Source organism: Amycolatopsis speibonae, from assembly GCF_042647925.1.
Classification (GTDB): Bacteria; Actinomycetota; Actinomycetes; order Mycobacteriales; family Pseudonocardiaceae; genus Amycolatopsis; species Amycolatopsis speibonae.
The window spans coordinates 110,305-130,349 of sequence record NZ_JBHRWK010000038.1 but is presented as its reverse complement, the minus strand read 5'-3'; the positions used below and the strand labels follow the sequence as shown (position 1 = coordinate 130,349).

Sequence of the window (20,045 nt, the reverse complement as noted above, 5' to 3'; positions counted from 1 at the left end):
ACTGATCGTTGAGGAACGCGATCAGATCATCCACGGTCGTGCTCCTCAGCAGCCGGCGAACTGTTGCGGGCCATCAGGGTGGCGAGCGCGAGCGCGACCAGGTGTTCGTCGTGGTCGGCGGTCACCGCGTGCAGGTGAGCCGTGCGCACGGTCAGCGTGCGTCCTGCCCGGGACACGGTGCCGGTGGCGCGAAGGACCTGTCCGGGGCCTGCCCCGGACAGAAAGTTGATCTTCTGGTCGACGGCGACGACGTCACGGTCCGTGGCCTGCGCGGTGATCGCGGCCAACCGAAAAATACCGATACGGATCACGATACCGGTCCCTCAACGTCACGTCCGAAGGCGAACTTACGCGCATCACAACCCTGTTCTCGCGGGTCGGAAAAGCTCCGGCAGGCTCCTGAGGCCCAGAATGTCCGCAGGAGTCACAAGTCGGCTCCTGCGGCAGCCTGGTCCCGTCAGTGACCTTCGAGGTACCCACGTGATCGTGTCAACGCTCACACCAGGGAATTGGACTAAGGTTTACTCTCTCCCGGCGCGTCCGGCCTGGACTCGATCAATCGGGCGACACGATCCATGAGAAGGGCAAAGATCTGTCTTGTCCGGGAAACGGGTCTGTTCAGGGCCCAGGTACGCCGCACGGGATGTCCCTTCCCGAAGGCAGGCCACCCGGTGTCGTTTCAACTTCAAGGACGAGATGCGCCGGTACCGCGAAACCCAGGCCGACAAGCGCCACACAGGCGGGGTTCGTGGGCCGCACTGAGATGTCGCCATCTGTTCGCCGGTGACGTGGGCGAAGCCGTGAAGGAGAGGGCCACAATCGACAAGTGCCGGCGGCACGCGGCGACCTGCCGCAGTCACGACCCGAACCGGCTGTTCGTCGCCGAGCGGAGCAGCGGGCGGTCAAGGTGGCGGTGCGCAGTACCTGCCCGGTGCACACGGAGTATCCGGTCGAAGGGTTGGACGACCGCATCGAGTTCGGTATGCGGGGCGGCATGACCGAGCGCGAACGCCTCCCGGGATCTGTTGTCCGGCATTGAAGATGATCATGTTGGCGGTGCCCGGCGATCAGGGGGAACCTCAGATGCGCGAGTGCTGTGGCGTTGCGGTGGTGTTGTGCTGCTGGTCGGGCGTGAGACGAAGGGATACTTCGTCACCGGTGCCATCAGTGTCGCTGGTCAGCCACACATCAGTGGGTCCGCTGGCATAGCTTCCGCGGTTGTCCGGGGTGCTGACCCGAACGTCGTGGAGTAGCCAGCGGCCGCCGGTCGCGAGCCGTATCAGGACGTGATCGGGTTCGGCGAACTCCGGCGGAACGCGGACGAAGTGTCGCTCGGTGCGGCCTCGCTCGAAGTGGTCATGACTGGCCTGACAGAGCACCTGCTCCACCGTGCACACGCCCCGCGCGTCGCACAGTCGTAGGTGGACGTCACCGACGGTGCCCGCACAGTCTGCGTCACCAGTGCTGATGTCCAGGAAGAACCACCGTTCACCTGCAGTGGAGCGAGTCATCGGAACTCCTGTCACGCGCCGCGGCGAGCTGCCACACGACACATCGTGATGACGGCTCCACCTTGACAGCAAGACCAGTCCCCCGGACGGGGCCATTCCACCCACCTGTTTCCCAGCCGGGTGTCCACATCGGACGCCGTGAACGTCCGTTGTGGACCTCACGAGCCCGCGCCCCGCGCTGCGAATTGGGGCAGGGTGAGGATTTTCGACAGACGATGTGAGTCTTGGCCACGATCCGCCGAACGGGCAAGCCCCTCCGGCCAGGCCGCCATGCGGCGGGGCCAGTTCACGCCTGCCCGAAAAACCGATATTCTTTCGCGTGAAGATCAACATCGTTCGAGTGCACCGGTTTTCCGGGTGTGGATTTCCTGACGAGAATCCCGGAATGCTACGGATTCGGAGTGCGCCAGCTCCGGTGAGTTTTCCCCGTCAAGGAAGCAGGAACCGTTGATGGTCACCGATTTGTTGATTCCCGCCGATCTGCGGAAGCTGGCCCCCGCACAGGCCGAGCATGAAGACAAGCTGCTCGCGTTGCCGAATGTGGTGGGTGTGGCTCTCGGGCACAAGCACACCGAGGGCAGAGACACCGGCACACCGTGCGTGCAGGTTTTGGTGGACATGAAAATGTCTCCGGATCTGTTGCAGCGGGACGAGATCGTGCCCGCGAAGATCGGGGCGACGCCCACGGATGTGATAGAGGTCGGGCTCGTGCAGGCGGGGGCAGGGGCTGTACCGACACCTCCGCGGGCGCGAGACTGGGTGGAAAGTTACGGAGAGGAACGCGACCACCTCAGCGGCCGCGAGCACGACCCGGCCGCAGCGGCGTTGCGAGCAGTGATGTCGACGCTACCGCACGCCGAGCAGGTCGCGGCGCTGAACTCGGCCACCCGCGCCCACGCGGCGGGCGCGCCCGGGATCTGCTGCCAGGACATGCCCCAGCCGTCGGAGCGGAACACCGGTGCGGCACGCCGGTTCTACGTGCTGTCCAATAACCACGTGCTCGCCCGCTGTAACGACGCCGCGATCGGGGACCTGATCGTGCAGCCCGCCCCTGCCGACGGCGGCCACCACCCCATGGATGCGGTCGCCCGGCTGGCCCGGTTCGTGCCACTCAAATTCCACCGTCGCACGGCGGCCCATGATGGATGGGCGCCAGTCAACCTGGTCGACGCCGCGATCGCCGAAGGCCGGTTCTACCAACTGGAACGGGGTATCCATTGGATCGGCGAGGTCTCCGAGAGCAACCCGACCCCGCAGATCGGGGACATCCTGCGCAAGAGCGGACGAGCCGGCGACTACACCACCGCCCCGATTCTGGGCCTCCACGCCACCATCGAGGTCAACTACCCCAACGGCCGGATAGCCCGGTTCGCCAAGCAGATCATCACCCCGGGAGCTTTGTCCCCGGGCGGGGACTCCGGTGCCGTCGCCACCGACCCGGCGCGCCGCGCGGTCGGGCTGTTGTTCGCGACCTCACCCCAGGTCGCCGTGCTCAACCCGATGCCGCTGGTCGAACACCTCCTCGGTGTCCGCATCGCCGGCCTGATCGGTACCGAGCAGAACGGGACCGGGAGCCGCGCCACCCGATAGCGCCTACTGGGACCACACCCGATCGGGACGGGTGTGGTCCACGGTGGGGATAGGCGTCGTGGGGCGGGCGTGTGTGATCACCTCCCCACGACGCCGGGGGCAGCCAGGACGTCGCCCGCGAGATAGCGCACGGTGACCAGTTCGAACCCGGAGTTGATCTCCAGCGCGACGGCCCAACCGGGCTTCTCATCCCACACGAGCGCGACATCCTCGCCGGAAACGTCGGTATCCTTTGCGTGACAGGGACATACTCGGTGGCTGAGTATCCATGGTCCAGATCGCGATGTACTGGCCCGCCACCCGGGCCCATTACCTTTCGGTGCCCGGCGAAGAGGACAGATCGTAAGCCGACACCATTCCCGCCGGTGACATTCAGGGCGTCACGTATGTGCCGGAGTTGAGCAACGTCGACAACTTGCCGAAAGGACACCGCGGATGACCACCGATTCACCCTCATGGGAAACGGGCAAGCACACCACGCTTCGACCTCGCCGCCCACCTGACTACACCCTGCCTACCGGCACAGAGAGCAGGACGCGACAGCTTGATCTCGACACCCGCGCCCGAGCCGTTCGCACCGTGTGCCGCCTGGTACGCGACGATGCCGACCGGGCCACGCTGCTCGCGATGCTCGGGCTTGCAACCGACCATGAGACGTTCTGATCGTTGAGATCCGCCATCCAAGGGCAGACCAAGGGCGGGTCGGACGCGACGGTCCGCATCGCGAAGGCCGACCTGGTGCTCACCGATACCAACCCCGCCGGTGCCCCTCTCGCCGAAGCTGTCGCGTTGACGAAACTGCCGCACCTGCGGCGCGTGTTGACCGACCTGATCCCGACCGCGAAGACGCAACGCCGGGACGCGGCGAACCTGCGGACGCGGCGCAAACGTGCCGCGTTCCCAGCGGGCAAGACCTTCGGCGACTGGGACGAGCAGGTGTCTTCCATCGCGCGGCCCACCCAGGACTCGCTGAAACCCTGGAATGGGTGCGGAACAAGGAAAATCTCTGCATCTGCGGACCGCCCGGGACCGGCAAGTCACACTTCTGCGAGGCGCTCGGGCAGGCCGCGATCGAAGCCGGGCTGCCTGTCGCCTGGTTCACCATCGAGGATCTCGGCGCGCTCGTGCGTCGGCATCGGGTCGACGACTCCATCACCCGGGCTCTGGCTCGGCTGATCCGCACCGATTTGATCATTATTGATGACATCGGGCTGTTGCCGGTCAATCCTGATGCGGCCGACGGTTTCTACCGGTTGGTAGATGCCGCATACGAGCGCCGCGCGCTCGCGGTGAGCTCGAATCTGCATCCGTCAGGGTGCGACGAGATCCATGCCGAAACTTTGGCTACCGCGACAGTCGATCGGCTCCTGCATCACGCACATGTTGTTGTTACCCAAAGGTGACAGCTTCCGTCTCGCGCAGGCTACCTCAGGACAGGAGGTGAGGCCGTTGCAGTGAGATGAGTTCCACCCAGGCCGGGAAATACTTGGCCGTCTACGGGGAGAGAAACTGACCATTGACAGACAACCATCAAAGAGCCGAGAAGGCCGACGTCGAGAGCGAAGGCGGGACTATTCCGGTTTCGCTGGTTCGTCACAGGCTCGAAGGTCTCCGACATCACCGGTTGGGGTCGAGATCACTCCTGCATCGCCCCAAGGCCAGCTCGCCGATAGCTATGCTCCTGATGACCGACAGCGATCAGAACGGAGAATTACCCAGACCGCCAGATACTCTGGGTAATCATGATGCTACAATCAGACAATGCCGGGAGCCGGGAGCCGGGAGCCGGGAGCCGGGAGCCGGGAGCCGGGAGCCGGGAGCCGGGAGCCGGGAGCCGGGAGCCGGGAGCCGGGAGCCGGGAGCCTTGGGGAACGTTCCGGTGTGACCACACAGTTCTTGTTGTCGCCCGGACACTGACCTCGGCGTATCGCCTGCTCGAGGCGTGGGCGCTGTTCCGCGACGACTTTCGCGTCAAGCTGTTGTTCACGGTCAACGACACATCGGCGTTCAGCGGCGGAGTCGAGGACGTACTTCGGCAGGCCGGGGTTCGGCTGGTCTCTTGGCAGGACGTCCAAACGAACCAGGTCGCCTACGATCTGGTCCTGTCCGCGAGTGAGAACATCGATTTCCAGGACGTCACGAAACATACCGTCGTTCTTCCACATGGGCTTGGGTTCAACAAGTTCGTGCCTGACAGCAACGGTGGCGGTACGCGGTTGGCCGGGCTTCCTCCAGAGTGGGTTCTGCGTGCCGACAAGGCGACCGTGGTTCTCTCCCACCCAGAGCAACGGCAGCAGCTGTCGACAGCCTGTCCGGCCAGCGAAGGGCGAACGGAAATCGTCGGCGATCCAACGCTGGCGCGGTTGCTCGCAAGCCTGGGTTTGCGAGACCGCTATCGGGAGGCGTTCGGGACCAAAGGCCGGACACTGGTCGTGCTGACCTCGACCTGGAGACGGGATTCGCTGCTGGGCAAGTGGCAATCCCTGCCATCGCGGTTGATGGCGGAGCTTCCGGCCGACTTGTACCAGGTGTGTCTTGCGGTCCACCCGAACGTGTGGTCCTTTTACGGTCCCGCCCAGATCTTGTGGTGGTTCTCGTCCGCACTGGATGCCGGTCTGCTGCTGCTACCGCCGGATTCCGGATGGCAAGCCGCTCTGATCGCCGCGGATCAGGTGATCACCGATCATGGTTCACTCGGCTTGTTCGCGGCTGCCCTCGACAAGCCGATCCTCCACACTGGCGCTTCCGCGGAGATCGTCGTGGGCACCCCTCCCGACGAACTGTTGAGCGAGACGTCGGAACTCGATCGGAACACACCGCTCCGAGAGCAACTGGATCACTGCAGGAGCGTTCACCGGCCCGGCCGGTTCCATCACGTCACCGATCGCGTGTTCGCCCATACGTCCGAGGCCGACACCAACCTGCGGAACCTGATCTACCGGCGGCTCTCACTCACACCCCCATCGGATGCCTTGTCATTGCACAGGTTCCCACTCCCGGAACCCGACCTCCGCGCTGTTACCTCGTATGTGGTGGACACGGTTGGAGTCGAGGATGGCGCCCTGTCCCTGACCAGGTACCCGGCGGCCGTCCGTCCGGACCGGAACGGCAGGGCTACCCACGTAGTCGCTGACGAGACCGAACGCGACGTGAAGATCCTCGAACGAGCTGCCGCGATCGTGAGAGACCGGCCGCTCGATGTGTCCGAAGCGCACCAGTGGGTGACCTCCGCTTTGGCATCCCATCCGGGTGCCCGCGTCGCGATCACCGCGACCGCACGTGGAGGTCTCGCCGTGGTGCGCGGCGGCGTCGTCGTCCAGATCGGCATGGCCGACAGCCACCGGTGGGTGTTTGGTGCAGCCTCCGTCGTCTATTGCTGTTGGCTTTCAGGTGACCTTCGTGATCGCCAGGTGCTTGTGTGCGTGGGTTCGGAATCGACCTCTGTCACTCTGACGTGGAATTTTGCAGTCGGCGAAGCAGCTCCCTGAACTCGTCGGCCCGCCCGCTACCGAGGCGCTGGTGAATGTCGGTCAAGGCCTGCAAACACGATCGCGTTCGATCGTCATCGGCCTCAACGACGGGGAGGAGGCTCTCCCGCGCCGTCGCCTCGTAGTACGGCTGGTCGTCACGATGCAGGATCGCGATCGCCTCGTCCAGTACCTGATGCGCCTCCTCCGTTCGTCCCCTGGCTCGCAGAACGGTCCCAAGCTCGGTAAGGCACCTTCCGAGCATGCGTGCATCGCCGACCTCGCGAACCTGCTCCAACGCGTTACGCAAGATGCTCTCCGCCTGGTCGAGCCGGCCAGCGCTGTGGTGCGAGCTTCCGAGGAAGAAGGAGGTGAACGCAACACCGCGGGTGTCGGATTCCTGCGCGAACAAGGCAATCGCACGCTGATACGCCTCCACCGCACTACCGGGGTCGGTGTGGTCGCGGAACCTGCCCAGCATCTCCCATACCGAGGCCAGCAACCGCGTGTCACTCGTTCCTTCCGCCAAGGGCAGCGCTCGGTCGAGCTCTTCGCCCGCCCGGTCAAGGTCACCCAAGTCGGTCCAAGCGCGGGACACGAAGCTGCGCAGGCGGGCCTCGGCTCGCACGTTTCCGGCGATCCGGGCAGACACCGCTCCAAGATCGCTCGACTCGGTCCAATCGACCAAATAACGGCGGGTGACGTACAAGGCAGACAGGGCTTCGGCCAATCTCCACGACTCGTCGTGCATGCCGGACTCCGCGGCGGCACGTTGTACCGCCAGCAGATTCGCCCGTTCACGATCAAGCCACGCCAGTGCCTCTCCTTTCGCGGTATCACCGAGGAAGGGCGGCTTTCGCCCGCCAGTCACCGTATCCGGGTCGACCCGGTAGCGCCGGGGCCCCAACAGGGCAAGGTCCGCGAATGCCGCGGTGGCCACCAGATGGGTGACCACTCGCCGCACCGCGGCCTCGCATCCGTCAGCGCCGTCCTTGGTGAAAGCCAGTTGCCGGGCATGCCGCCGCACCATGGCGTGCAGCGAGAGCCGATTGCCTGAATCCTCGTTCAGCAATCCGGACTCGATCAAGGTCTCCACCGCGGAGCTCAACGCTTCCCCGCCGACCTCGACAAGCCTCGCCACAGTGTCCAGCGCCAGATCACGACCTGCGAACAACCCGAGCAACCGATATACCCGGGCGGACACCGAATCCAACGCGTCATACGCCACGGCGAAAACGGCCGAGACCTTGTCTTTGCCGCCGACCGCGAATCCCGAGCGGCCACTCTCGATCTGAGCGACCAGATCACCCACACGCAGGCTGGGACGAGCCAGTAGCCGCGATGCCGCCACCTTCAACGCCACAGGCAGGCCCGAACACAGCTGAACCAGCCGCCCAACCGCCTCTGGCTCAGCCGCTGCCCGTGCCCCGACCAAGGTGACCACCAGGTGCGCCCCACTGACATCGTCAAGCGGTTCGAGCCGAATCGCCTCGGCGCCGTCGGCCAGCAGATCACTCAGCTGAGCACTGCTCGTCACCAGAACGGCGCTGTCCGCGCCGTTCGGCACGAAGGGGAGCACTTGCGCGGCATCGGTAACGTCCTCAAGGACGATCAACACCGGCTTCTCCGCCGTGATACTCCGCAAATGGTTCGCGCGCCCTGCCACAGTCGAAGGCATCACGTCCTTCGCGACACCCAGCGCAAGCAAACAGGAGGCAAGGGCGTCCGCGACCGAGGGAGCGATCCCATCGACCGATGCGAACTCGACATGCAAATCGCCACCGGAGAACACGCCGCCATCACGAAACCGCTGGACACAGCGACGGATGAACGCGGTCTTCCCCACCCCCGGCAGGCCCGTGCAGACACCGAGCTGAGGCACTCCCGACGAACGGGAAGCCCAGAACTGATCCATCCGCGCGATATCCGCCTCCCGGTTCACGAAATCGCGCGGCCCCAGCGGAACTTCCTGCGGCACGACCATACAGCTCTCCCCACCCAACAGCCGACCACTATGCAGACACCGACGGCACGACCCTATCGTGATCAACTGCCAAAGGCGTGCTTCCGAAACCATGTCATGGGGCGTCACCCGATCCGCGATCGCGCACTCGAACTCCATCTCGCCGGGCGTCCTCGGCGCAGGCTGCCATGAGGACCGCCACCGAAATGGCACTCGCACCGCGCGCGACGTCGGAACACCGCGCACCACGCTAAAGGATGACATCGACAAGTCAACGTAACTGCGACCGACTCGCGCGGGTCAACCAGAACCTCGGCCGAGTTAGCCTGAGCTCTCGCTGTCGACGAGGACCACTCAAACGGTGGTCTGGTTCCAGCGTCAGGCGGCGCGGGCGGTGATCAGTGCCTCGTCGTCGGCGAAGGTAGGCTTCTCGTCTCCGACTGGCAGCCAGGGTGTAGGTGCGCAGGTGCTCGAACGTCAAGTCCTGTGTGGACGGACACGGCTTTGCGCCGGTTCACCCCCACGCGAGAACCAGGTGGACGATTACCCGCCGGTACAGGCACGGTGGCATGCCGTCTGGGGTTGTCGCCGTGGCGATGGGTGGGCTTCCATGTGCAGGGCGTTGTCGCGCCGACGGGTAGGCTGTTCGATCATGCGTGAGACGTTCCATGACGAGCTGGCCCAGCTGGGCGCCATACTGGCGGACATGTGTGCCCAGGCGGCCGAGGCGATGCGGCAAGCCACCCAGGCCCTGCTGACCGCCGATCTCGACCTGGCCGAGCAGGTGCTGAGCGCGGACGCAGAACTCGACGCGCAGCGGGGCCGGTGTGAGAGCGAGGCCTACTCGCTACTGGCGTTGCAGGCTCCGGTGGCCACCGACCTTCGCACCGTGCTGGCCGTGATCTACTGCGCGGAGAAGATCGAACGGATGGGCGACCTCGCCGCTCATGTCGCCGACACCGCCCGTTACAGCCATCCCGAGCATGCCGTCCCGGCGGAGCTGAAACCGGTGTTCAGCGAACTGGGCGCGATCGCCGCGCAGATGGCCTGCCGGGTCGCTGAGCTGATTCGCGCCACGTCCAACGACGGGTTCGCCGAACTGGCCGATACCGACCAGACCGTCGACGCCCTGCATGCCCAGGTCCTCGCGACCATCACCGGTGACCGCTGGCCCCACGGCCCGCGCCCCGCCGCCACGCTCGCACTGGCCACCCGCTTCTATGAACGCTTCGCCGACCAAGCCGTCTCCGTGGCCAAACGACTCGAATTCGCCCACACCGGCGCACTCCCCGACAACGGCCGCTGAGGAGACCGTAGCGACGAGACCGTAGTCGTTGGCCCAGGACACCAGCTCGCAGGAGTACGCATTGTCGGCCCACACGATCGTTACCGCCGGGAACACCAGCCGCGGCAGCCAGAGCCATTCCCGGGCGATGTCGTGATCCGGCCACGTTGCTGCGACTCCGGGCGCTGCTAATCAAGCTGGAGACCGAGGTTCTGAATCGCTACAACCGGTTCAAGACGATGCCTGAGTCCGAGGTCCCGGAAGGCAAGATCACCCGCGCGCCGTGCGGGACCACTATGCCGTGGCTGGTGCCGGCGATCGACGAGTGCCAGCTTGGGTGCGAGGAGCTCGGCAGCGACACAGTCCGGGAGATCTTCATGGCCGAACCGGTCCACCAGTACCTGGTGGACTCTTTGAGGTCCCGCTGTACCAACATCCTCGACAGGTTGTACGGGTCAGTCATCGGGACCCCTCAGCGGGACGTCAGACTGCCAGTTTTGCCACTCTGTCGACTTCGGACTGCCTTGACCCGCTTGGAGGGTCACGGTGGCTACCTGAACGAGCTCCTCGCATCGCTTGTCGTTGTCCGGTTCGGATAGTGCTTCGTAGACCCCTTCTTCAGTCCGGATGATCCCGCCGACCCCACCTCGTCCTGGCGCTGCAGACGCAGGCCCCCGATCAAGATCCTTGATCTTCATCGAAACCTCGGCGAAGTTGCTTCCGAACATGCGAAACATCGGCCGAGGCTGGATTGGGCCAGGGATCCCGATGTAGATCTTGTCAAAGTTGACCTGGACCTTCAAAAGCGGCCGGCTCGGAAACATGGCTATTGGTTTAGATTTGTTGACAGGAGGACAGGATCTTGCCGGATACTGTGAGCTGCGTTCGTGCCATTTCGACGTCGCAACACCCCTGCGGCCAACCGGGACTTCTCCAGCTCACGGGATTGAGGCCGCAATGCGACCGAGTTCGCCGCCGGAACAACTGTCACGGGATCGGCGCCGTGATCCATATCCCTATTTTCTCGTGGCTGCGGGAGAACGAGCCCGTATATGAGGAGACAAAACCGAACGGACTGCGAGTCCGGCACATCACCCGTTACGCGGACGTACGCGACCTGCTCACCGACAGCCGGTTGAGCAAACGCCCCGAGCTTGCCGCCGCCTCGCTCGGGCAGGCGGTGCCCGCCTATGCAGACGGGCCTGCCGGCCTGCACCGTCATTTGCTGCACACCGACCCGCCCGAACACACCAGGCTGCGCCGACTGGCGAACCGGGCCTTCTCGCCACGCAAGGTGGCCGCGCTGGCCCCGATGATCAGGCGGCGAGCCGAGCAGCTGGTCGATGGCGTTTCCCGCGCACGGTGAGGTCGACCTGCTCGCCTCGTTCGCCTTCCCGCTCACCTTCGCCACGATTTGCACGATTCTGGGCGTTCCGCAACACCTGCGGACAGAACGTTTCCGTGAACTCGCGGCGGCGACCCTGCAACCCAGCTACGCCGGAACGGGCGCGGGTGACATCGCTGAGCTCCATACTTACCTGACCGCCCTCGTGCGGTACAAACGACAGGACGGCGTCAGCACCACCGACGAGGGTGATCTCCTCAGCGCACTCGTTGCGGTCCGCGACCGGGGCGACCAGCTGTCCGAGCAGGAGCTGATCAGCACGGCGTACCTACTGCTGACCGTCGGCCACGACACCACCATGAACCTCATCGGCAACGGCATGCTGGCGCTGCTCCGCCATCCGGGCCAACTGCGGTGTGTGCTCGACACCCCGGCGGCATTGCCCACTGTCGTGGAAGAGCTCCTCCGGTACGACTCGCCGGCCCGCAAGGCCACGTTCCGTGTGGCCGTCGAGGACCTCCCGCTGCACGGCACGGTCATCCCTCGCGGCGAGATCGTGAGTCTGGCGATCGGCTCGGCCAACCGCGATCAGACGCGGTTCGCCGCCGCCTCGGAACTCGACGTGACACGGACTCCCAACGAACATTTGTCCTTCGGTCGCGGACCGCATTTCTGCATTGGCGCGGCGCTCGCCCGGCTTGAGTCAGAGATCGCGTTCGACGTGCTGCTGCAGCGCATGCGGAATCCTCGGCTGGCTGTCTCGCCCGAGCATCTGTGCTGGCGGCCCTCCCAAGTGATGCGTGGCCTTACCACCTTGCCGATCCATTTCGAGCGCTGAGCGGGAGTCCGCAATGGTCGACGAGTTGGATCCAAAGGTCGCGGAGAAGGCGACCACGGTCTTCACCGGGATGACCTTCCTGCACACCGTCGGCGCGCGACTGGCCGCCCTGGCGCCAGGGAAAGCGAACCTCGAGATCGAGTATCGGTCTGATCTCTGCCAGCACCATGGCCTCACCCATCCCGGCATCCTGAGCGGGCTTGCGGACGCGGCGTGCGGCCTGGCCTCGATCACCACGTTGACACCTGATCGCGACCTCGTCGCCGTCGAGATGAAGATCAACTTCATGTCGGGGGTGGGGCCCGGACAGCTCCTGCGTGCCACCGGCACCGTGCCCCGACCGGGACGCACGCTGACCGTGTGCACCGCTCATCTGCACGCGGTGACCGCCGACCAGGAGCCGACCCTGGTAGCCCTCGCGATGGCCACCATGATGTCGCGACCAGCACGCCAGGAGCCCGGCCATGGATGACCTGATCACGTTCCTCAACAACCAGTACGCCAGCGACGAGCGGGACTCAGGTGGGCCGGAGAACACGAACAACGGCGTCCGCCCCCGATGGGATCAGCGCCGCCTGCTGGCCGAGATCGCCGCCAAGCGTCACCTGCTCCACGGCCACCGGCCGGGCCACTTCGCGGTCACCTGGGATATGGACGACGAGCCGGAGTACCACCTGGCGTGCGCGGTATGCCGTACCGATGTCGGCCCTGAGATATGGCCATGCCGTCACGTTCCGCTCCTGGCTCTACCGTACGCCGGGCAACCTGGCTATCGCGATGAGTGGCGCGTGGCGCTCGACTACGGTGGCGTCGTCCCCAGTCCACGCCGTGCCCGAACGGACAAGCTCGCCCCGGAGGCCGGCGATCTGATCTGATCAGACGGAGAGCACCGTGCCGATCAGGTACCTCCGAGAGCCATCGCCGCCCGGCTCCGAACACCCAGTGATCACTGACCTTCTGCAGTCCGCCTGGCAGCAGGGCGTCCGAGGCGGCGAGCAATGACGAATCCCCACCGGATCCGATGTCGAAAATCGCCTTGGTGACCGCGGCCGTGATCGTGGCCAGGGATCGGAAGTGGTCGGTCTGAAGACCTACGGCGGTTCTTGGTCAGGAAGCGGTCCGCTATGAGGGCTCGATACCGACGAGGGCTTCGACAACGTCGCCATCGGCCAACGCCGATCTGCTTCGATGGCGCACCATGGTTCCCTCTCGCTACAGAAGGGGAACCATGATCGAGCGCAACTCGTCTCGACCGGAGATCCCCAGCTTGCGATAGACATTCGAGAGATGAAATTCGACCGTGCTGTTGGCCAACTTCAGGTGGGCTGCGATCTCTTTGTTGCCGGACCCTGCTTTCGCCAGGTTCGCGACTTTGGCTTCCCGCACAGTGAGTTTCTCGACGGCACTGGCGACCGCCCACCTCCTTATCGCGTCATCGACTCGGTCCGCCCAAACCTTGCTGCCTATCGAAATCGCCGTGTCCAGGGATTCCCGAAGCGCCGCCCGCCCCTCTTCACTCTGTCCCCGAAAACTCAGCTTGACCCCAAGCTCGTACTGGGCGCGCATCAGCACACTCTTCGCCCCGCTTTGGTTTTTCCTCAGTAGGCCGATCGCCTCCCTCAGCAACTCCACGTCACGGCCTTCCTCGGCCAAGTGGGCAACCGCGCGGAGAGCCGTTCCGACCGTCTGAGGAACTCCCCAGCGTCGCGCCTGGACAAGTTCTTCCTGCGCCAGTGAAAAAGCGAGAGTCAGCCGCCCCATCGCGGCGGCGCACAGTGCCGCCTGCGACCGCCACGCGATCACCGCAGGATTTGTGACCCCCAAACCAGTGAGTTCACGCCCACACGCGAGGTAGTCCTCGTACGCCAACTGTGAGCGACCTAGAGCCTGATACAGGCCGCCTCGCGCCGCGAACACTTCGGCACGATCCACGACGTTGTCCAAGTTCCGGTCGAAACGATGAACGCGCAGCAAGGTACTCGCGCTGTCGATGTCACCGAGATCGACCAAAGCCGCCACCGCCCAGGCAACCGTCACCTCGGCGAATTGGGGAACGGCACCACGTTCGAGGACGCTTTCGAACAGTTGGCGGGCAGCCGCCGGCTCTCCACGCAGTGCTGCGGCTCGCCCACGCAGCACGGTAAGCAGAGAATAGGGCACGGGCGAGGCGAGCCAGCCGGAGTGCGCGACGGCACGTTCAAGGTGAGCTCGTGCGAGGTCCGCCTCGCCCGCGTACACCATCGTGGTCACGGCGTACCAGAACGTGCCCATGTCATCCCACTTGTACGAAAACAGGGCCCCGTCCGCCATGTCGACCGCGGTCTTCGGCTCACAACCCCGATTGACCAGCATCAACGCACACGTCGCAGTCAGACGTTTGGCAGGAACCGGCTGCCTGGGCACATACAGTGTCCGGGGCGCCCCAGGCCGAGGTCTGCCCGCGACGTAGACCAGATTGCCGAGATCAGGCCCGGTGATATTGGGCGACGCAACCGACAGAACGTGACGCAAGGCCCTCAGGACGGCCTCGTCAGCCTCGCTGAAGCGCCCCATGGCGCAGAACCGAGCCCGCTCAGATCGGGCCTCGTCCAGATAGCTGAGAATCGCCTCTGCGTCGTCCTCGTTACCCGGTTCAGTCATACCACTCCCACCACGGTTCGAGGATCGAGATGACGGCTGCAGGACCGATGACCGCAAGGACACCGACCAGCACCCCCAGCCTGCGAGGCGTGGATGTCGGCTCGGCGGACATGCAGCTCTCCCCTCGGCGAGTCCCGCTGACCCAGGAAGCGACTTTTCTCGGCGTCAGCAGTCATGTCAAGGGGGCCATTGACACTCGATCAGGTGTATGCCACGTCGTACTCGCTTCGTACACTCAGTCGATGCCGTCTGACTCAGAGGCCCGCCGGGGTGCGGTCGCACATCCGACGGAGTCCCTGCTAAGACGCCAAAGTAGCCGTTCGAGCAGCCGATGCCGTAACAACCATGTCCTCATGCCATTCGAGCAGGGAGGTCGTCAACCGGTCCCTCGTCTCAGGTTCATCGACAAGCCTCAGCGAGCCACGACGCCTGCGCTCGAGCGCTCGATCGAGCTTCGCCAGCACCGCGAGATCGAGTTCGTCGAGTTCACCGGTCGAAGGAACCGACTCATTCGGGGCGAGTTCCCTGAATAGAGCCGCGGTCCGGGGCACGGCCAGATTCCCGTCCTCGGCCTCAACCGCCTGTTCAGCCGTTCGGATGGCCAGCGCCTTGAACCGTGCTCCAGCGAAAAAGACGACCTCGTTCACCGACTGGCCGATCTTCAATTCCGAGGTCCGCCGAGCCGACGCGGGCCAGATGAGGACATCCAGATCCGCGCCCGGCACCGCCACGTCGAGATCCGTGCAACCGGACAAGAAGCCCGGCTCGGTCAAGACCTTGCCCGGATCCACGGTCCGTTCGGGCGACTGCGCGGCCGCGCCCTGGCGGAGCACGGCGCGCCGGTGTGTGGGCAGCCGGCGCAGACCCGACGCGAGGCAATGGACATATCCATCGACTGCTCCGTCATTCCCGCCCCGGACGGCCGCGTTCAACTCGCTTGAGTTCCCCAGCCCACGCCCCAAGTAGAGACATACAGCCACATAGTCGGCCTTGACGCCGGCAGTGTCCTCTTGCCGCATCGACGGCCAGGTGGCCAAAGCGGCGTTCACAGTCGCGAGCGCCTCACTGTAGATGTCGCCGGCGGCGGCGGTGAACCGCATCTGCTCGGCCCCGGTGCTTGCCCTGTCGGCGATGGCGAGTGGCTTACCAGAGCGTACCGACGCGCCAGACTCGACCGTGGCCACCATCGGCTCGGATACGGCGACGGGAGCATTCCCATCGAAAGGCGACGCCAGAACATCGTCGTCGGCGTTCCCCCTGTCCGTCTCCACTCGACTACCGGTTTCCGATACGCGATCTCGTTCTACAGCCGCTTCGGCCAGTACAGCGGGTCGCGGGGGCATGGCCTGCCATCGGGAAGGCTCGGAGGCCTGGTGGCCTACACCGGTGGGCGGCTGCTCGACCTCGGCCGGCAGCGACGCGGTGGTCTCCGGCGGACTCGCCGGAACAGCGCCCGGCGAGCCGGACACGGTGGCCACCGGTGCCGCCGACACCATGAGCGCACGCGGCATCACCGGCACAGGGCTTGCAGGCGGAGCCGGTCGCGACGGCTCAGCACCAGCCGTCGGTTGAACCTTGATCTCCGCATTAGCGTCGTCCGGCGTGCGATCGAAGATTTCCCTGGCCCTGTCGTCCAACACACCGAGCAGCTGCAGCCGAGCGCATCGACGGGTCTCGGGAGAGACACTGCCTAGGAGTGATTCAGCGGCGTAAAGCACATCAGGCTCGATCGGTGAGCCCGGCGTTCCCAGATACAGGGTCCACGTGTCGGGTGCGAAAGGCTGTCGTCGAGTAGCGGGGTCGGCGATCCCCATACGCAGTACCACACCGGAAGGCACGACGTCTGCCATCACAGCACCAAGCCGGTAACCGGAGTGGTCACGGCGCTGCCACCCCGGCGGCGGCTCCGCGGCTTGCAGAATCTCTTGGAAGCCGTCGACGCGCTGTTTCAGCTTCGTCACGAAAGGTTGGACGAATCCCACCGAACCCACGACGACGACATCCCTGCCAAGTGACCTGGCGTATGCACTCAACCACGAATGTGTACCGGCCGCGGGCGCCAGGACAACGAGCTGCGTGGTCACCTGTGGCAGCTTGGCGACCAGAGCCGCCGCGGCTGCGGGCTCCGGAACATCCTTGTCCCCACCGATGACGATCCTCGCCGCGGCGAGGTCGACTGGAATACCGAAGGCAGGATCCGTCGGTGTCGCAGGGCGCCCCTGGGCACGCCGCACCACGATGCCCGCGGGAATGGGCTCGGCCGTCACACCGGCCGCCGTCACCGGCGTTTCCGGCAACGCATCTTCCCATTCCGGTACCGGATGACGCTGTCCACCGGGTGACGAAGTACGGCCCGGACGGAAGCGCGTCCACCCTGTACCACCGGTTCCGTACCCGGCGAAGAGAGCCGCTCCTGGTGTTGTGGCGAAAGCTCCGTCCGGCGCGAGAACATCCTTGCTCAGCACGTCGGCCAACGCCTGCGGAACGAGCGGGTCCTTCCCCAACCCCGGCAACCCGATCCGCACAGACGCGTTGTCACCTGCGACCAGCTTGCGGTACAACAGCGAAGGAAGAACCGTGACGGCTGAAGGATCCCGCGCAGCTTCCGGTGACACCAACACGAAGACCTGCGCCGGAACCGGTTCCGGCCAGCCGAACGACCCGATGAAGGTATTTCCTTCGTCGTGGCGACGGACCAGCAGGTGTCGGCCGTACCATTCGACGACGAGGTCGCCAGCCGCCTGTTCCGCAGGCTTGTGATTCATTTCGTCTCCTGCCTCGGCAGTTCGTCCCGGCGACCTGGTTTCCCTTAGTGTCCGCGTCATTTCACACCGGTTTCGAGGTCATCGGACGTCAGCAACTTCAAGTCGACCTGGCTCACCGACTCTGCTTCCGCGAGTCGTGAAGCCTGCCGGTCGGTCATCCGTTCGAACACCCGCCGGGCGGTCCGGCCGTTTCCGAAAGTGCCGTCCTTCGGGATCTCTTCGAAGTACACGTGGAGCGCCCCTGCCGCCTCGTCGTCGAGGAGATAGTCGTGTTTGGCGCACTGGGACTCGACGATCGTGACGAGTTCCTCCGCGGTGTAGTTGGCGAACTCGATGGTCCGGCTGAACCTGGACTCCATACCGGGGTTCGACTCGAGAAACTTCGACATCTCGTTCGAGTAGCCGGCGGCGATCACCACGACGTCTTCCCGGTGGTCCTCCATCAGCTTGACCAGGGTGTCGATGGCTTCACGGCCGAAGTCCGGGCCGCTGCCTCCCTTGCTGGAGCTCAAGGTGTACGCCTCGTCGATGAACAGGACACCACCGAGCGCGGTGTTGAACGCTTCCGTCGTCTTGATCGCGGTGCCTCCGATGATCTGTGCGACCAGATCGGCACGGGCGACTTCGATCAGATGGCCTTCCCGGAGCACTCCGAGCTGCGCGAGGACCTGCCCATAGAGGCGCGCGACCGTGGTCTTGCCGGTGCCCGGCGCCCCGGCGAACACCAGGTGCCTGGCCATCGGCGGCGCCGACAACCCGGCATCCTGACGTCGCTTGGCCATTTTGTTCAGATTGATCAGCGAGGTCACTTCACGTTTCACCCCGGCCAGCCCGACCAGAGCCTGCAACTGCTCAAGAGGATCCGCGACGGTCGCACGCTGCTCCGGCGCGGGCGAGGGGACTTCCGTCACTCCTGCCGAAGCGGATGTCCCATAAGCATCCGGTTTGAGATTTCCGCTGGTGATGAGATCGAGAACCTCGATGCCCGTCCCCGGACGTGCCTGACGGAGGCCACTGCCCTGGTTGTCCCGGACGGTACAGTTCGCCACACGCACGGATTCCTCCGTGTCGAGCCTTATCCCATCCGATTTGCCACCCGAAAACTCGGACTCGGACACCGTGCCCGCCGCGCCATCGGCGAAGAGACAGCCCACACCCACGCTGCTGTGTACACGGCAGCGAAGAACGGACAAGCTGGCACCGGTTCCCGCATGCACGGCGTTTCCCCCAGAGCCGTCGATCGCGCTGTCGGCCAAGGCCAGTGCCGCATCGAAGACCTCCACACCAGCGGCCGCGGTGTTCCGCAGACTGAGCCCGCTCACCGAGAGCCGTGAATCCCCGATCACCCGCAGCCCTACCTCGCCCCCGTCGACCTCCACGTTCTCCAACGTTCCGCGGCCACCACCGGTGGCCTCGATGCTCACGCCGTCCGTTCCCTGCACCCGCAACCTGCGAAAGAACGGATCGGCAGCATCGGAGACCCGCACTCCGGTCGCCGAACAACCCGTGACGAAAAGACGGTCGAACTCCGGTGTCGAACGCTCGGTGACATTGACTCCGATCCCGTCGATGTCCGAGATTTCGCAATCGATGACCTTGCCACCCGACCGAGCCGCGAAATGCACTCCACGCGAAGCGGTGGATCGCGCCCGGCAACTCCGCAGAGATGGTTTACACCCCTCCGCGACAAAGAAACCTTCGGCGCCCAAGCGCTCCGCCACGCAGTCCTCGAGCGTGACGGTACCGCCGCTGGCAAGATAGAAACCGATGCCGTCGACACTGGATACGGTCAGTCGTGTCGCGGCGATAGCCGCCTGTTGTTCGACCGCGACCGCGGGCTTGCCTGTGGCGGAGATGGCGGTGTCCTCGACGGTCAGCCGGCCACGGCCGTTGAGACAGATACCGTTGGCCACTGCCTTGACGACCGTGCAGGCACGAATCAGCAGGGCGCCGTCGTCGGCGACCACAACGGCGGATGTGCCGATCTCGTCGAACCGGCAGGATTCGAGTACGCCGCCATGGGGCGAAGTGACCACGACGCCGGCGCCGACGTCGTTGCGCACCTCGCAGCCGCGCATGAGGACGGTGCCTTGGCCCGAAGCGAAGACCGTGGACCACCCCGCCCCCTGCAGCGAGCATTCCGTCAGGCTCAGCTGCCCCTGTTCCACGAAGACCGCCGGGTTGTCGGCGTCCTTGGCCACCACCGCGATTCCGGAAAGCGCGGCCGACGGGGCCGTCAGCGTCACCGCCACACCTCTGGCAGCGGTGACCGTCACCGAGCCGATGCCGTCCTCCGCGGTGATGGTCACCGCTTTCGACAAGACGAGGTTCTCGCTATAACGCCCCGGCCCCACGACGATCAGCGCACCTTCGGGCGCTGTGGCGACGGCGTCGCCGATTCTCCGGTACCCGTGTCCTGGCGTCTGCGTGACCATGACGACGTTCTGGCTCACGTTCCGGCACTCCTTCATCATCGTCGTTCACACGCCCACCATGGACTTCTCGCAGGTATGAGCTGACCATGCCCGACTCAACGAAATCTCTATCCATCGGATGGACGTTCCACACCGCCTCGGGTGCGGACGCCGGCGTCGATTCGGGAACTTCGGGCACAGTCCTGGACGAAAACACCTCACTGGCA

Annotated in this window: 18 protein-coding genes; 11 read left to right on the top strand and 7 right to left on the bottom strand. The window is 65.1% G+C overall.

Going from position 1 to position 20,045, the window contains the following annotated elements; translation table 11 throughout:
- Positions 1-26 precede the first annotated feature (26 nt).
- The gene (locus ACFOSH_RS24760) at positions 27-311 is read right to left on the bottom strand and encodes a PaaI family thioesterase (protein ID WP_378241429.1); all 285 of its coding nucleotides are present in this window, start codon (positions 309-311) and stop codon (positions 27-29) included.
- Positions 312-826: 515 nt separating this feature from the next.
- On the opposite strand from ACFOSH_RS24760, the gene ACFOSH_RS24755 reads away from it, so the two are divergent.
- Positions 827-1,039 (top strand): WhiB family transcriptional regulator, encoded by a 213-nt coding sequence (locus ACFOSH_RS24755; protein WP_378241428.1) that lies wholly within the window; start codon positions 827-829, stop codon positions 1,037-1,039.
- Between the two features lie 40 nt (positions 1,040-1,079).
- Here the strand turns inward: ACFOSH_RS24755 and ACFOSH_RS24750 are convergent, their stop codons facing one another.
- Positions 1,080-1,388 (bottom strand): hypothetical protein, encoded by a 309-nt coding sequence (locus ACFOSH_RS24750; protein ID WP_378241427.1) that lies wholly within the window; start codon positions 1,386-1,388, stop codon positions 1,080-1,082.
- Between the two features lie 573 nt (positions 1,389-1,961).
- On the opposite strand from ACFOSH_RS24750, the gene ACFOSH_RS24745 reads away from it, so the two are divergent.
- Entirely contained in the window at positions 1,962-3,101 is a 1,140-nt protein-coding gene (locus ACFOSH_RS24745) for a serine protease (RefSeq protein WP_378241426.1), read from the top strand.
- Positions 3,102-3,178: 77 nt separating this feature from the next.
- Here ACFOSH_RS24745 and ACFOSH_RS24740 read toward each other — a convergent pair whose 3' ends face one another.
- The gene (locus ACFOSH_RS24740; protein WP_378241502.1) at positions 3,179-3,367 is read right to left on the bottom strand and encodes a DUF6292 family protein; all 189 of its coding nucleotides are present in this window, start codon (positions 3,365-3,367) and stop codon (positions 3,179-3,181) included.
- Positions 3,368-3,536: 169 nt separating this feature from the next.
- On the opposite strand from ACFOSH_RS24740, the gene ACFOSH_RS24735 reads away from it, so the two are divergent.
- From ACFOSH_RS24735 to ACFOSH_RS24725, 3 genes are all read left to right on the top strand, one after another.
- Positions 3,537-3,764: a hypothetical protein gene (locus ACFOSH_RS24735; RefSeq protein ID WP_378241425.1), complete on the top strand. Its 228-nt coding sequence runs from the start codon at positions 3,537-3,539 to the stop codon at positions 3,762-3,764.
- Between the two features lie 323 nt (positions 3,765-4,087).
- Positions 4,088-4,504 (top strand): ATP-binding protein, encoded by a 417-nt coding sequence (locus ACFOSH_RS24730; RefSeq protein WP_378241424.1) that lies wholly within the window; start codon positions 4,088-4,090, stop codon positions 4,502-4,504.
- Between the two features lie 576 nt (positions 4,505-5,080).
- The gene (locus ACFOSH_RS24725; protein WP_378241423.1) at positions 5,081-6,589 is read left to right on the top strand and encodes a hypothetical protein; all 1,509 of its coding nucleotides are present in this window, start codon (positions 5,081-5,083) and stop codon (positions 6,587-6,589) included.
- On the opposite strand, the gene ACFOSH_RS24720 is transcribed toward ACFOSH_RS24725, so the two are convergent.
- Positions 6,546-8,552: a tetratricopeptide repeat protein gene (locus ACFOSH_RS24720; RefSeq protein WP_378241422.1), complete on the bottom strand. Its 2,007-nt coding sequence runs from the start codon at positions 8,550-8,552 to the stop codon at positions 6,546-6,548. The two genes, ACFOSH_RS24725 and ACFOSH_RS24720, sit on opposite strands and share 44 nt — an antisense overlap.
- Positions 8,553-9,183: 631 nt before the next feature.
- Between ACFOSH_RS24720 and phoU the strand changes: the two genes are divergently transcribed.
- The 6 genes from phoU to ACFOSH_RS24690 all read left to right on the top strand — a co-directional run bounded on the left by phoU (position 9,184) and on the right by ACFOSH_RS24690 (position 12,874).
- Positions 9,184-9,837: a phosphate signaling complex protein PhoU gene (gene phoU, locus ACFOSH_RS24715; RefSeq protein WP_378241421.1), complete on the top strand. Its 654-nt coding sequence runs from the start codon at positions 9,184-9,186 to the stop codon at positions 9,835-9,837.
- A 146-nt stretch (positions 9,838-9,983) separates the two neighbouring features.
- Positions 9,984-10,415, top strand: a complete 432-nt coding sequence (locus ACFOSH_RS24710) for a hypothetical protein (RefSeq protein ID WP_378241420.1) — start codon at positions 9,984-9,986, stop codon at positions 10,413-10,415.
- Between the two features lie 404 nt (positions 10,416-10,819).
- Positions 10,820-11,182, top strand: coding sequence for a hypothetical protein (locus ACFOSH_RS24705; protein ID WP_378241419.1), 363 nt, complete (start codon positions 10,820-10,822; stop codon positions 11,180-11,182).
- Positions 11,160-11,999 carry a cytochrome P450 gene (locus ACFOSH_RS24700; protein ID WP_378241418.1) on the top strand — a complete coding sequence of 280 codons (840 nt, stop codon included), beginning with the start codon at positions 11,160-11,162 and terminating at the stop codon, positions 11,997-11,999. Before ACFOSH_RS24705 ends, ACFOSH_RS24700 begins: the two co-directional genes overlap by 23 nt.
- A gap of 13 nt (positions 12,000-12,012) precedes the next feature.
- Complete coding sequence (locus ACFOSH_RS24695; RefSeq protein ID WP_378241417.1) at positions 12,013-12,471, top strand: PaaI family thioesterase; 459 nt, start codon at positions 12,013-12,015, stop codon at positions 12,469-12,471.
- Entirely contained in the window at positions 12,464-12,874 is a 411-nt protein-coding gene (locus ACFOSH_RS24690) for a DUF6221 family protein (protein ID WP_378241416.1), read from the top strand. Before ACFOSH_RS24695 ends, ACFOSH_RS24690 begins: the two co-directional genes overlap by 8 nt.
- 337 nt (positions 12,875-13,211) lie before the next feature.
- On the opposite strand, the gene ACFOSH_RS24685 is transcribed toward ACFOSH_RS24690, so the two are convergent.
- The 3 genes from ACFOSH_RS24685 to ACFOSH_RS24675 all read right to left on the bottom strand — a co-directional run bounded on the left by ACFOSH_RS24685 (position 13,212) and on the right by ACFOSH_RS24675 (position 19,857).
- Positions 13,212-14,639 (bottom strand): LuxR C-terminal-related transcriptional regulator, encoded by a 1,428-nt coding sequence (locus ACFOSH_RS24685; RefSeq protein WP_378241415.1) that lies wholly within the window; start codon positions 14,637-14,639, stop codon positions 13,212-13,214.
- Between the two features lie 299 nt (positions 14,640-14,938).
- Positions 14,939-17,404: a hypothetical protein gene (locus ACFOSH_RS24680; RefSeq protein WP_378241414.1), complete on the bottom strand. Its 2,466-nt coding sequence runs from the start codon at positions 17,402-17,404 to the stop codon at positions 14,939-14,941.
- 56 nt (positions 17,405-17,460) lie between these two features.
- Positions 17,461-19,857 (bottom strand): right-handed parallel beta-helix repeat-containing protein, encoded by a 2,397-nt coding sequence (locus ACFOSH_RS24675; protein ID WP_449224194.1) that lies wholly within the window; start codon positions 19,855-19,857, stop codon positions 17,461-17,463.
- Positions 19,858-20,045: the final 188 nt, after the last annotated feature.

Bases quoted from the DNA above. Each gene is read 5' to 3' on its own strand.
- ACFOSH_RS24745 (WP_378241426.1), top strand. From the start codon at position 1,962: ATGGTCACCGATTTGTTGATTCCCGCCGATCTGCGGAAGCTGGCCCCC.
- ACFOSH_RS24700 (WP_378241418.1), top strand. From the start codon at position 11,160: ATGGCGTTTCCCGCGCACGGTGAGGTCGACCTGCTCGCCTCGTTCGCC.
- ACFOSH_RS24690 (WP_378241416.1), top strand. From the start codon at position 12,464: ATGGATGACCTGATCACGTTCCTCAACAACCAGTACGCCAGCGACGAG.
- phoU (WP_378241421.1), top strand. From the start codon at position 9,184: ATGCGTGAGACGTTCCATGACGAGCTGGCCCAGCTGGGCGCCATACTG.
- ACFOSH_RS24680 (WP_378241414.1), bottom strand. From the start codon at position 17,404: ATGAATCACAAGCCTGCGGAACAGGCGGCTGGCGACCTCGTCGTCGAA.
- ACFOSH_RS24735 (WP_378241425.1), top strand. From the start codon at position 3,537: ATGACCACCGATTCACCCTCATGGGAAACGGGCAAGCACACCACGCTT.
- ACFOSH_RS24695 (WP_378241417.1), top strand. From the start codon at position 12,013: ATGGTCGACGAGTTGGATCCAAAGGTCGCGGAGAAGGCGACCACGGTC.
- ACFOSH_RS24720 (WP_378241422.1), bottom strand. From the start codon at position 8,552: ATGGTCGTGCCGCAGGAAGTTCCGCTGGGGCCGCGCGATTTCGTGAAC.
- ACFOSH_RS24685 (WP_378241415.1), bottom strand. From the start codon at position 14,639: ATGACTGAACCGGGTAACGAGGACGACGCAGAGGCGATTCTCAGCTAT.